The organism is Gluconobacter sp., from assembly GCF_047723935.1.
Lineage (GTDB): Bacteria > Pseudomonadota > Alphaproteobacteria > Acetobacterales > Acetobacteraceae > Gluconobacter.
The window spans coordinates 60,525-72,826 of the sequence record NZ_JBDOBO010000004.1 but is presented as its reverse complement, the minus strand read 5'-3'; the positions used below and the strand labels follow the sequence as shown (position 1 = coordinate 72,826).

General features: G+C 56.6%; 13 protein-coding genes, 1 tRNA gene and 1 pseudogene. 13 read left to right on the top strand and 2 right to left on the bottom strand.

The features are described 5' to 3' along the window. Positions 1–21 precede the first annotated feature (21 nt). The gene (lipB, locus tag ABF979_RS03985) at positions 22–744 is read right to left on the bottom strand and encodes a lipoyl(octanoyl) transferase LipB (RefSeq protein ID WP_415557934.1); all 723 of its coding nucleotides are present in this window, start codon (positions 742–744) and stop codon (positions 22–24) included. A 75-nt stretch (positions 745–819) separates the two neighbouring features. On the opposite strand from lipB, the gene ABF979_RS03980 reads away from it, so the two are divergent. From ABF979_RS03980 to ABF979_RS03945, 8 genes and pseudogenes are all read left to right on the top strand, one after another. Continuing rightward, positions 820–905 (top strand) — tRNA-Leu (locus tag ABF979_RS03980). A 213-nt stretch (positions 906–1,118) separates the two neighbouring features. Further along, positions 1,119–1,997: a UTP--glucose-1-phosphate uridylyltransferase GalU gene (galU, locus tag ABF979_RS03975; RefSeq protein ID WP_202207373.1), complete on the top strand. Its 879-nt coding sequence runs from the start codon at positions 1,119–1,121 to the stop codon at positions 1,995–1,997. Between the two features lie 179 nt (positions 1,998–2,176). Next, positions 2,177–2,359, top strand: coding sequence for a DUF3553 domain-containing protein (locus ABF979_RS03970; protein ID WP_202207374.1), 183 nt, complete (start codon positions 2,177–2,179; stop codon positions 2,357–2,359). A gap of 8 nt (positions 2,360–2,367) precedes the next feature. Next, positions 2,368–2,577 (top strand): annotated as a pseudogene (locus ABF979_RS03965) (double zinc ribbon domain-containing protein); the annotation flags it as partial. 156 nt (positions 2,578–2,733) lie between these two features. Next, positions 2,734–3,141 carry a ComF family protein gene (locus ABF979_RS03960; RefSeq protein ID WP_415557994.1) on the top strand — a complete coding sequence of 136 codons (408 nt, stop codon included), beginning with the start codon at positions 2,734–2,736 and terminating at the stop codon, positions 3,139–3,141. Between the two features lie 7 nt (positions 3,142–3,148). Next, the gene (gene grxC / locus ABF979_RS03955) at positions 3,149–3,406 is read left to right on the top strand and encodes a glutaredoxin 3 (RefSeq protein WP_202207376.1); all 258 of its coding nucleotides are present in this window, start codon (positions 3,149–3,151) and stop codon (positions 3,404–3,406) included. After that, a complete protein-coding gene (locus ABF979_RS03950) occupies positions 3,407–3,883 on the top strand; it encodes a DUF2147 domain-containing protein (RefSeq protein ID WP_415557931.1) in 477 nt (158 codons plus the stop codon). It begins immediately after the preceding gene. A 105-nt stretch (positions 3,884–3,988) separates the two neighbouring features. Beyond that, on the top strand, positions 3,989–5,260 hold the full coding sequence (locus ABF979_RS03945; protein WP_202207378.1) for a lactonase family protein: 1,272 nt from the start codon (positions 3,989–3,991) through the stop codon (positions 5,258–5,260). 41 nt (positions 5,261–5,301) lie between these two features. On the opposite strand, the gene ubiG is transcribed toward ABF979_RS03945, so the two are convergent. Continuing rightward, positions 5,302–6,057, bottom strand: a complete 756-nt coding sequence (gene ubiG, locus ABF979_RS03940; protein WP_415557929.1) for a bifunctional 2-polyprenyl-6-hydroxyphenol methylase/3-demethylubiquinol 3-O-methyltransferase UbiG — start codon at positions 6,055–6,057, stop codon at positions 5,302–5,304. Positions 6,058–6,232: 175 nt separating this feature from the next. Between ubiG and ABF979_RS03935 the strand changes: the two genes are divergently transcribed. From ABF979_RS03935 to hisS, 5 genes are all read left to right on the top strand, one after another. After that, on the top strand, positions 6,233–7,555 hold the full coding sequence (locus ABF979_RS03935; RefSeq protein ID WP_415557927.1) for an aspartate kinase: 1,323 nt from the start codon (positions 6,233–6,235) through the stop codon (positions 7,553–7,555). A 5-nt stretch (positions 7,556–7,560) separates the two neighbouring features. Next, positions 7,561–8,595, top strand: a complete 1,035-nt coding sequence (locus tag ABF979_RS03930) for an NAD(P)H-dependent flavin oxidoreductase (RefSeq protein ID WP_202207602.1) — start codon at positions 7,561–7,563, stop codon at positions 8,593–8,595. Between the two features lie 16 nt (positions 8,596–8,611). Beyond that, positions 8,612–9,847, top strand: coding sequence for a helix-turn-helix domain-containing protein (locus tag ABF979_RS03925; RefSeq protein WP_415557925.1), 1,236 nt, complete (start codon positions 8,612–8,614; stop codon positions 9,845–9,847). A 61-nt stretch (positions 9,848–9,908) separates the two neighbouring features. Continuing rightward, complete coding sequence (gene ispG, locus ABF979_RS03920) at positions 9,909–11,060, top strand: flavodoxin-dependent (E)-4-hydroxy-3-methylbut-2-enyl-diphosphate synthase (protein ID WP_046901473.1); 1,152 nt, start codon at positions 9,909–9,911, stop codon at positions 11,058–11,060. Then, the gene (hisS, locus tag ABF979_RS03915) at positions 11,060–12,301 is read left to right on the top strand and encodes a histidine--tRNA ligase (RefSeq protein ID WP_415557923.1); all 1,242 of its coding nucleotides are present in this window, start codon (positions 11,060–11,062) and stop codon (positions 12,299–12,301) included. The genes ispG and hisS overlap by 1 nt, the downstream gene beginning before the upstream one ends. Position 12,302 lies beyond the last annotated feature (1 nt).

Below are 12,302 nucleotides of genomic sequence, written 5' to 3'. Positions count from 1 at the left end.
AAATTTGGGGTGGGTGGGTGTTTATTTGGGGGGGGGGTCCACGAGCCCCCCGCCTTTTTTTCCCGCGCGGGGGGGGCTTGACCAAATGGGCGGGGCCCCCCCGGCGCCCCGCCCCCGATCCAGGTCTTCCATGGAAAGGGTTGGGTTGAACCGTCTGAGGCTGGTGACGCCGAATTCTCGTATTCCGCAGGGAACGATGCCGTCAAAGTCATCAAGGGCTGGATCAAGGTTGATCGAGACGCCGTGCCAGCTGACCCATCGGCTGACCCGGATGCCAAGCGCAGCGATCTTGGCTTCTTCGCCTGTAAGAGGATCAAAGGCCCAGACGCCGATGCGTCCTTCTCTCGTAAAAGCCGTTACACCGAGGTGTCTGAGGGTCTCAATGATCCAGGTTTCAAGTCCTTTGACGAACGCGCGAAGATCCTTGGGAGGTATCGTGCCGTTTTGGTGGCTGAGATTCAGGAGAACGTAAGCCAATCTCTGACCTGGCCCATGATACGTCCACTGACCGCCACGGCCTGCCTCATAAGTAGGATAGTGATGTGGATTATAGAGATCCTGCTGCTTTGCGGATGTTCCGGCCGTAAAGACGGGGGGGTGCTCTACAAGCCAGACAACGGGATCGGCTGTTCCCTCGTGGATTTGGCGCGAGCGAGTGGCCATGAAGTTCAGAGCATCAGGGTACGGCGTTAGCCCGTCGGATTTTTTCCACAAAATTTCTTCATAAATATCGTTTCTGGTCATTGCTCTCGTTTCAGGCATCAGCTATATCGCCCCTCACCGGACGGTCTTGCACTACACAAGACGGTTTGTCACGGGGCGGCCGTGGCGGAATGGTAGACGCGCAAGCTTGAGGTGCTTGTGGGGGCAACCCCGTGGAAGTTCGAGTCTTCTCGGCCGCACCATCACTCTTCTGAAGTGATGGAAAAAATCTCGAAAATAAAAAATAAAACTCACCCTGAATGCCAAAGTTAAGGCATCAGTGTGATGTTTTTCTGTCTGTGCCATTTTGTTGCCAGACTGCTCATCCACAGTTATGCCTAACGATGTTTTCATCTGAACGCTGTTTGCCTTCGAGGCAGTGGTCAAATGATGTCTTGGCTGATGTGTGAGGTTTCGTGATCAAGCCCTTAAAAAAAGCAGTCCTTCCCGTTGCAGGACTAGGAACGCGTTTCCTTCCCGCTACTAAGGCGATGCCGAAGGAAATGCTTCCTGTCGTCGACAAGCCTCTGATTCAGTACGCTATCGACGAAGCCCGTGAAGCTGGCATCGAAGAGTTCTGTCTTGTTACGGGGCGTGGCAAAGACAGCCTGATCGATTATTTCGATATCGCTTACGAGCTTGAAGCGACGCTGAGAGAGCGTGGAAAGAAAAGTGCGCTTGAAGCCCTTCAGCCAAGCAGCGTTCAGGCGGGTTCTCTCGTCGCTGTGCGTCAGCAGGAGCCGCTGGGATTGGGACACGCAATCTGGTGTGCTCGTTCTTTCATTGGGGACGACCCTTTCGCTATTCTGCTGCCAGATGACATTGTAAAGAGCGGCCGTAGCTGTGTTGCTCAGCTGGTGGATGCGTACAACCAGACCGGCGGCAACGTTGTCGCTGTTACGGAAGTGCCGCGTGAGCACACGAACCGTTATGGCATTCTTGATGTCGGTGCCGACGACGGCAAACTGGTTGAGGTGAAGGGGCTGGTTGAAAAGCCAAACCCTGAAGATGCCCCCTCCAACCTGTCCATCATTGGACGCTACGTTCTGACGGCTGATGTGATGAAGCATCTTGCCAAGCTAGAGCGCGGTGCCGGTAACGAAGTGCAGCTTACGGATGCCATGGCCAAGATGATTGGGCATGTTCCGTTCCATGGATTGCGTTACGAAGGCACACGTTACGACTGTGGTGACAAGGCGGGCTTCCTGGAAGCACAGATCGCGTTCTCTATTGATCGTCCTGATCTTGGGGATGCGGTTAAGGCGTTTCTTAAAAAGTATGTCGACGCCGTTTGATCTTTAGGACACAGCATTATTGCCTGATGGTAGTGCTGATTTAAGAAGGAAGAGCTTTATCATTAAGCGATAAAGCTCTTTTTTTGCCCTTATGACGGGCGGCTATCACAGAATTTCCGCAGCGGGGTTTTGGCGAAAATGCTGGGCAACAATGCGCCTCTCATGTCATGAAGGGTGTCATGTCCATGCCATTTCAGTCTTTTCTAGAGCCAGGTCAGATTGTTCAGCATCCTGATTTTCCTGAGTGGGGATGGGGGCAGGTGCAATCTGCAATCGGCGAGCGTGTTACGGTCAATTTTCAGAATGAGGGTAAAATTCTGATTGATGCGTCACGTGTGGAGCTGAAATTGGTTAAAGGCTGATCTAGCCTTTGATCCGCTCTTTATTCGCGAAGTATAGCCGCAACGCCCTGAACGTCCTGCTTCCTCCAGTTTGCGGAGTGTGTGGAGCAGGCGTCATGACGAATGGTGCTTTCTGTTCCGATTGTTTTTCTGCAGCTCGGAGAATTATTTTTCCATGCTGTGAAAAATGTGGCGTTTCGCTCTCTAATGAGGCCTTTGGGGGTACACGAAATATCTGTGTATCCTGTCAGTTGCGTCCTCCAGTCTGGCGGTCTGCACGGGCTGCCTTTGAGTATGATGACTGGTCCAGGCGGCTTATTCTTCCCCTGAAATATTCTGATCGGACCGAGAACGCACATATCCTTGTGCAGGAAATGTCTCGCGCAGGATGTGTCTTGCTGGATCAAGCGACCCTTCTGATCCCCGTTCCAATGCATCGGACCAAGTTGTGGCGACGACGATATAATCAGGCCGCTCTACTGGCGCATGGTTTATCCCGCAGAAGTGGCGTTCCCGTGCTTGCTGATGGTCTTGAGAGGTGCCGGGCAACTAGGCCACTGGCGCGTTTGTCTGCCAAGGAGCGTCAAAGGGAAATCGCTGACACGATTGTTGTGCGCGCCGGGCGGAAAAAACGAATTGAAGGGCAGGCCGTTCTTCTGGTGGACGATGTTCTGACGACAGGTGCAACTGCTTCTGTTTGCACTGGCGCCCTTTTGAAGGCCGGGGCATTGTCGGTGGATATTCTTGTTGCAGCGCGGACCTGCAAAGGCGATGAACAGGACGTTCCGTATCCCGAGGAGTAAGAACTTTATGTCAAAAATCGAAATCTTTACCCAACCGGGATGCCCTTATTGTGTTCATGCTGTTGATCTTCTGAGATCAAAGGGTGTGGCGTTTAAGGAAATCAATGCGCCACATGGGACCCGTGAGCGTGAAGAATCCATCAGTCGCTCGGGCCGCAGGACTGTCCCTCAGGTGTTCGTAAATGGGCAGTCTCTAGGAGGATGTGATGATATCGTGGCTTTGGATCGGGCTGGGCGGCTTGATTCTCTACTTGGCGGTGCCTGAATGCGCTGGGGACGGCTTCTTGCTGGCGCACTGCTCTGCACGACACCCTTCATGGGATATGCGGCAGCACCGGCAATCCCTCAGGCAACCTCCGAGCCTTCCGAGCTGGGCCTTTGGCTATCCGCGGGTAAAGACGGTGTGTTCTCTATCGAGCATTGCGGAAATGCCCTTTGCGGCAAGCTCGTCGGGATGGACTATGACGGGGAGATGCCGAAGGACGTTTGGGGCCGTGCAGAGTGCCATCTTTGGATTTTGACAGATTTTGTAGCAGCAGAAGACCAGAAATGGCGGGGTCACATCCTTGATCCGCGGAGCGGACGTATCTATCAGGCGTACATCTGGCTCTCCGAGCCAAATGTTCTAAAGCTGCGTGGCTTTGTTCTTGGAATGCCTCTGTTGGGTCAGACCGAGACCTGGACGCGATATACCGGAGGCTCATTCGGGCCACAGTGTAAGATGCCTCCGCAGCCTCACTGAGAAACTACAATGGCAGGCCATGTCTCTCTGATATGGTTTGCCAGAAACATGCAGACCAATTTCAGGTCTCTGCTTCTGCCGAACTGAAAGGACCGTGGAACCACTATGTCCCACCCTCTTTCCCGCCGCGATTTTGCGCTCGGGCTGGCTGCTGGTGCGGTTGGCGCCAGCGTGGCAGGCACGTCTTATGCCGCTGACGAACCGAAAATTATTCCCGTTCCCCCGCCGCCGCCCAAACCTGTTTCCAAGACGATATGTTTCGTCGGGGGATATACAAAACACGCGCCTCCAGGAGGAGCTGGAAACGGGCAGGGTATTGCGGTGTTCGAGATGGACCGCGAGTCAGGTGTTTTGACGCCGATCACCACCTACACTGACATTGCCAGCCCGTCTTTCATTACGCTTTCCGCAGATAATCGCTTTCTGTATGCCCTGAGCGAAATCGACGATTTCAACAAGGATGGTGACGGATCTGTCACGGCTTTCGCCGTTGATCAGAAGACCGGCTCTCTGCGTAAGCTCAATAGCGTTAGCTCTGGCGGGGCGGTCCCAGCCCATCTGAGTGTGCATCATTCTGGCCGTTATGTTCTGGTTGCGAATTATGTTGGCGGGTGCGTTGCGGTTCTGCCTATCCGCAGCGATGGGTCCTTGGGTGACGCGACGGATGTGGTCCATAATACCGGGCCGCGTCAGCCAGAGCGGGCATCCGATAACCCGCAGGGAAATTTTGCGGTTTCCGATCATTCCGGCTCCCATCCGCATATGATTCGTTCTGATCCAAGTGGGCGTTTCGTGATTGCGGATGATGCGGGTCTGGATCGCGTGTATGTCTGGATGCTGAATCTGGCGACCGGAAAGCTTATCCCGGCAAAGACGCCCTATTACGAGATGGAACCGGGCTCTGCGCCGCGTCACTTCGAGTTCAATCACTCTGGACGCATCATGTACAATCTGTGCGAGCAGAACTCGAAGATTGTTGTGTCCACTTTTGATCCGCTGACGGGTGCTATCACGAATATCCAGACGGTCAGCACTGTCACGCCGCATTTCCGTGGCTCGACGCTGGCTGCGGAAATTCTGATTTCGGCCAGTGGCAAATATGTCTATGCGTCCAACCGCCTGGGCGATTCGCTGGCTGTGTTCGCGATTGCTGCGGATGGAACGCTGTCCCTGCAGGATGAAGTCTGGATGCACGCCGATTATGGCCGTGCCATGATGTTCGATCCGTCCGGAACGTTCCTGTTCTGCGCCAACCAGCGTTCGGATGCGGTGACGTCCTTTAAGGTGGACAAGAACACCGGGCAGCTTGCGTTTACTGAGAACTTCACGCCCGTCGGCAGTCCGACGACGTTTGCGTTCATGAATACGCAGGTCTGACGTTCAATGGAAAAGGCGCTCTTCGGAGCGCCTTTTTTGTTTCAGCCCTTCGTGAACATTGCGATGTAGTTCACGCCGGTGTCGCGGGTCGTGCGCCAGCGCGGGGGCAGGTAGCTCATGCCGGCAATATCAGTCATGCGCAGACCGGCGTTTCGCGCCATGGCTGCCAGTTCTTCCGGCTTGATGAATTTCTTCCAGTCATGTGTTCCGACAGGCAGCATCCGCAGAAGGTATTCTGCTCCCAGCTTTGCCATAGCGAATGAACGCGGTGTGCGGCTCATCGTGGACACTGCAACCATGCCTCCCGGTCGGGTCAGGGTTGCGAGCATGTGCAGGAAGTCCTGCGGATCGTTGACGTGTTCGATAACTTCCAGAGCTGAAACAACGTCGAATTCTGCACCTTCCTCGACCAGGTCTTCCGCGCTGCCATTACGATAAGTCAGATGTGCGGCACTCGGTGGTAGTGGGTAGGTAGCCTGATGGGCACGGGCGGCTTCGATCCCGTCCGGGCTTGCATCAAGGCCGAGTGTCTCGAACCCCAGCTTTGCAAAAGCTTCGCTGGCGAGGCCTGCGCCGCAGCCAATATCGAGCAGGGAAAGGCGTTTTCCTTCGGACGGCTTGAGAGAGGTCGTTCGTGAAGCGACCCAGTCCGTTCGCAGGGGGTTCATGGCGTGCAAAGGGGCCATTGGACCACGCGGATTCCACCAGTCCTTGGCCAGCGCACTGAAATGGGCGATTTCGGAATCGGAAACGGAAGAGCGATGTGAGGTGCTTCCGGAAACGGTTTCTGAGGCCATCAGAACTGTCCTTCTGTGTGCCCGCATGATGCCGTCGGCTGGACGCGGCGTGGCGAGACGAGTATGTGGACCGGCAGAGTCTGTTCAGAAGACCGGCCGGCAAATCTGTTTTGTGCCGTATCCGATGCCAGACCCGAGCGCGCAACGCCAGACACGTACTGGAGCCTTATCCGCGATGTCCATGTCCGATACTCCCGTTCACGACCAGGTTTCCGGTCGTGCCGATACTCTTTCCATGTCTGTGGATAGCGGGAAACGGAAAACGATCGTCATGAAATTCGGCGGTACGTCCGTCGGAACAATTGAACGCATCCGGGTCGTTGCGCAGCGGGTCAAGGCCGAGCATGCGCAGGGGCGTCGGGTGGCTGTTGTTGTGTCGGCCATGGCGGGTGTGACCAATCAAATGGTTGGATACTGCGCCGAGCTGGACCCGCTGGCAGATCCAAAGGAATATGATGCCGTTGTCGCGTCTGGTGAACAGGTCACGAGTGGTCTTGTGGCTATCGCGCTACAGGCACTAGGCGTTCCGGCACGCTCTTTTCAGGGCTGGCAGATCCCGCTTGTGACGGATGACGCGCACGGCAAAGCGTCCATTGATGGTGTTGACGGCACGGAACTGCTGAAATGCCTTGATAGTGGCGTTGTGCCAGTTATTGCCGGTTTCCAGGGAATTGGGCCGGATAACCGGATTGCCACACTTGGGCGTGGCGGATCAGACACATCTGCTGTAGCGATTGCCGCGGCGATCCATGCGGATCAATGCGACATCTATACGGATGTTGATGGAATTTATACGACGGACCCGCGTATCGTGAAACGCGCGCGGAAGCTGGATCGCATCACGTATGAAGAGATGCTTGAACTCGCTTCCGTAGGCGCCAAGGTACTTCAGACCCGCAGTGTCGGGCTGGCGATGCGTGAAGGGGTCCGTGTACGTGTGCTGTCGTCATTCTCCGAGACGGACGATGACAGTGGGTCGATTGTGGTGGATGAGGACGAGATCGTGGAGAAGGAACTGGTTGCGGGCATTGCCAGCTCGCATGATGAAGCAAAGCTCTCCGTTCGGGGTATTCCGGACCGTCCGGGCATCGCGGCCGCCATCTTCGGACCTCTGGCTGCGGCAAACATCAATGTGGACATGATCGTGCAGAGCACGGGCGTTGACCGCATGACGAACATGACCTTCACGGTCGGTAAAAGCGATGAGGCTGCTGCCCGCGCTGTTCTGGAAAGTGCTCATGGCATCATCCAGTATGGCGAGCTTGAGACGTCCCACAATGTGGTGAAGATCAGCGTCGTGGGTGTTGGTATGCGTTCGAATGCCGGGCTTGCTGCGACCATGTTCGCTACGCTGGCGGAACGTGGGATCAATGTGCAGGTGATTTCCACCAGTGAAATCAAGATCTCCGTCCTGATTGATTCGGAATACAAAGAGCTTGCGATGCGTGCACTGCACACCGCGTACGGGCTGGACAAGAAAGAGGAACCCTCTACGTGAGTGCAATGACGGACGCCCGCGAGACCCTGAATCGCCTCTGGAAGCCGGGATGTGACTTCCTGGGCAGCGAAGTCGCCATTCTTGGCGGCGCGATGTCCTGGGTGAGCGAGCGCAATCTTGTCTCCGCCATTTCCAATGCTGGCGGTTTCGGCGTGATTGCCTGTGGTGCCATGACGCCGGAGCGCCTTGAGGAAGAAATTGTTGCCACGCAGGCTCTGACGAAGCGCCCGTTTGGTGTGAACCTCATCACCATGCATCCTGAGCTAGAGCGTCTGGTGGATGTGTGCCTCGCACATAACGTATCCCACGTCGTTCTGGCTGGTGGTGTGCCGACGAGTGCTATCATTAAACGTGTTCGTGATGGCGGCGCGCGTGCGATTGGTTTCGCGCCTGCGCTGGCTCTGGGCAAGCGTCTGGTGAAACTGGGTATTGAAGCTCTCATTATCGAGGGTTCGGAAGCTGGTGGCCACGTCGGCCCAGTTTCCCTGACAGTTCTGGCGCAGGAAATCCTGCCGCACATCAAGGATGTTCCTGTCTTTGTTGCTGGTGGTCTGGGCCGTGGTGATGCCATCGTGTCCTACCTTGAGCAGGGCGCTTCCGGTGCGCAGCTCGGAACGATCTTTGCCGCATCTGAAGAGAGCATTGCGCACGAGAACTTCAAGAAGGCGTTCCTGCGGGCCAATGCCCGTGACGCTGTGACATCCGTGCAGCTTGATGAGCAGTTCCCAGTCATTCCGGTTCGTGGTCTTGCCAATGCTGGAAGCCGTGGCTTCCTGAAGCATCAGGCAGAGACGATCCGCACGTTCCAGAGCGGTGGTGTCAGCAAGGAAGATGCTCAGCTCTCCATCGAGCATTTCTGGGCTGGTGCGCTTCGTCGTGCTGTAATCGAGGGTGACGTCGAGAACGGGTCTGTCATGGCTGGCCAGTCTGTTGGTATGGTCAAGGAAGTCCGTCCGGTTTCCGAAATCATTGCCACACTCGTTGAGCAGGCTGTTGAAGCCATTGCGAAGCGGGAAGATCGCGTTCACGCTTCTGCCTGATCAGGTTTTATCAGCCATGTCTCCTCCCTCCGACCGTCCGATGCCGCTTCGCTCAGACCAGCCCAGTGTTGGCACGATTCTGCGTACGCGGCGGGAAGAGTTGGGATGGCAGATAGATGATGTTGCGCAGTGGCTGCGCATCCGGTCGCGTCTGCTGGTTGCGCTTGAAGCTGATGATCTCTCGTCTCTGCCAGGTGTGGCGTATGCTGTCGGCTTCCTGCGGACGTATGCTCACGCCATGCAGTTGGACGCAGATGGGTTGGTTGCCCGTTTCCGTCGAGAATATCGCGGGGTCGTCAATCGGAAGACGGATCTCGTCTTTCCGCAGCCTGAGGGTGAGCGTGGGCTGCCAATCGGTCTGCTGGTCGGAGCAGGGCTTGTTGTTGTCGTGGCGGCCTATGCTGGGTGGTATCGGTTTGCCTCGCATGACAGTCCGGCAGACCGCCGCATTCCTGCTGTTGCGGAACTGATGCCAGGTGCCGCGACGTCTGCGACCACGTCTCCTCAGGTGGCGTCTGTTATGCCCGGCAGGGCACCAACTCCCGATCCCTCTCTGCCGCATGATCCACTTCCTGCGTCCGTCGCTCCTGTCGTGCCAGCTCCGGCGCCGCAGCCGGTTATTGCACCGACTGAGTCTGCGACACCTGCAGCATCGCCAGCATCTCCCTCTCCGAGCGCAGAAGAGGATGACGGCGCGCCAAACAATACGGATCAGTTTGGCCCCGCTACAGATGTTCCTGCTGAAACTCCCGCTCCAGCTGTCCCCGTCGGGGCTGTTGTCGTGCGTCTGTTGGCGCCTGTCTGGATGCAGGTGAAGGACAAGGACGGTCATGTTCTTGTGTCTCGCGTGCTCAAGGCTGGCGAGAGCTGGCAGGGTGACGCGTCTGCAGCGCCGTTCCGCATGTCTTTCGGCAATGCGGGTGGTGTTGTCCTGTCGACAGATGGCTGCACGAGCGCGCCGCTTGGTCGTCAGGGTGAAGTGCGCCGGAATGTTGAAGTTACAGCGGATGCTATCCGCTCAGGTGCATTCGGCAATGGTGTTGCTCTCCCGGCACAGCCGTCTGCCGTGGTGGCTGCGCCTTCCGAGCACAGTGTTGACGGGCAAACTTCTGCTGCACCAGATGATTCGTCTGCGGCGCCTGCTGTTAAGCCTGTAATACGTCGCCCTAAAAAAGCTCCTACGCCTTCCGCAGAAGTTTCTGCTGACGATCTGAATGCCCGGCAACTGGATCAATCGTCTCCATCGCATTAAACAGGGGGGTAACGCCCCTGACCCAAAGGACCCGGTTATCCCGGGCACGAAGAGGTAAATCATGAGCAGCTACCGCCCCTATCAGCACATCGAGCGTCGCAAGTCGCGCCAGATTCATGTCGGCAAGGTTGCGGTCGGTGGTGATGCGCCGATCTCCGTGCAGACCATGACCAATACCCTGACGTCTGACGCCCAGGCGACGATCGACCAGATCCGTCTCGCCGAACTGGCAGGTGTGGATATCGTACGCGTGTCCTGTCCGGATGAAGCCAGCACGGCCGCTCTGAAGGAAATCGTTCATGAAGTGAACGTGCCGATCGTTGCGGATATTCACTTTCACTATAAACGCGCGATCGAAGCTGCAAAGGCCGGCGCGGCTTGCCTGCGTATCAATCCAGGCAATATCGGCAGTGCCGAGCGCGTGCGTGAAGTTGTGAACGCTGCCAAGGATTACGGCTGTTCCATCCGTATCGGCGTGAATGCTGGCTCGCTGGAAAAGCACCTTCTGGAAAAGTACGGTGAGCCTAACCCGGAAGCGCTGGTTGAGAGTGCTCTGGAGCACGCAAAGATCCTTCAGGACCATGATTTTCATGAGTTCAAGATCAGCGTGAAGGCGTCTGACGTGTTCATGGCAGTTGCGGCCTATCAGCAGCTTGCAGACTGCTGTGACCATCCGCTGCACATCGGCATCACGGAAGCTGGCTCCAAGCGTGCCGGTACAGTGAAGTCCTCCATCGGTCTAGGCAATCTGCTCTGGGCGGGCGTGGGTGATACGATGCGCGTTTCACTGTCTGCGGCACCGGAAGAAGAAGTTCTGGTGGGCTGGGACATTCTGAAGTCCCTTGGCCTGCGTCATCGCGGTGTGAAGATCATTTCCTGCCCGTCCTGTGCGCGTCAGGGCTTCAACGTGGTTGAGACGGTGCAGACGCTGGAAGATCGCCTCCAGCACATCAAGACGCCACTGACGCTGTCTATCATCGGATGCGTTGTGAATGGTCCGGGTGAAGCCCTGATGACCGATATCGGTGTGACCGGCGGTGGCTCTGGTCGCCATATGGTCTATTCGGCGGGTCGTCAGGACCACACGATGCCGGCAGAAGACATGATCGAGCACATTGTGGACCTGGTTGAGACCAAAGTTGCCGCCATTGAGGCAGACAAGGCTCAGACGGAAGCTGAAGCAGCCAAGTTGTTGGACCCGGCGGCTCACTGATGTCAGGATTGCAGCCACCTCGCGGCACACACGACCTTATTGGCGACACGATGCGCCGTCACCACCATGTGGTGCAGACGGCCAGAGCTGTTCTGGAAACCTATGGCTTTGAAGAGTGGAGCACCCCCATCTTCGAAGACACGCGGGTTTTCTCCCGGACACTCGGGGAAACTTCCGATGTCGTCTCCAAGGAAATGTACACCTTTGAGGACCGGGGCGGCGAAAGCATTACGCTGCGTCCCGAGAACACAGCCTCAATCTGTCGTGCTCTTGTGACGAACGGCCTGACCCAGTCCTTACCTCAGAAGGCGTTTTATCACGGGCCGATGTTCCGTTATGAGCGTCCGCAGAAGGGGCGTTATCGCCAGTTCCACCAGATTGGTGCGGAGTTGCTGGGCGCAGAAGGCCCCCTGCGGGACGCCGAAGTCATCACAATGGCCTACGACATTCTGAAAGCGCTTGGTCTTTCAGAACATGTTGTTCTGGAAATCAACACGCTCGGGGATATTGCGTCCCGGCAGGCGTGGCGTGAGGCTCTGGTGGCGTATTTCCGTCAGCACGCAGATGCGCTTTCTGAAGAAAGCCGTGTGCGTCTTGAGGTAAATCCGCTGCGAATTCTGGATAGCAAGTCCGAGCAGGATCGTGCGCTGCTGGCAGATGCACCGGCATTTGCGGACTATCTGAACGATGAGTCTCGTAAATTCTGGGACGATCTACGGTCTTACCTGACGGCATTTGGCGTGGAATTTGTCCAGAACCCGCGGATTGTGCGTGGCCTTGATTATTACAGCCACACGGCCTTCGAGTTTGTGACGACGAAGCTGGGTGCTCAAGGCACTGTCCTGGCTGGGGGACGCTACGAAGGTCTGGTTGAGCAGATGGGCGGTCCTGCTGTTCCTGCAATTGGCTGGGCCGGTGGTATTGAGCGTCTTGCCCTGCTGCTTGAGGACGCGCCTGCTGTTCCTGCTGGAATTGCAATTGTTCCTATGGGAGACGAGGCTCTTCTCAAAGGTGCTGCGATTGCCCGCTCACTGCGCGAAGCGGGACTGCGTGCTGAAATTGAGACGCGTGGGAACATGAAGAAGCGCATGGAGCGCGTCGTGAAGTCCGGTGCATCTCATGCGGTTGTTCTGGGTGATGAAGAAATTGCGCGCGATGTCGTGCAGCTTCGTGATCTGGGAACGCGTGATCAGCAGGAGGTATCTGTTGCGGATCTGGTTCAGGCACTGAAGGGCGCCTGAC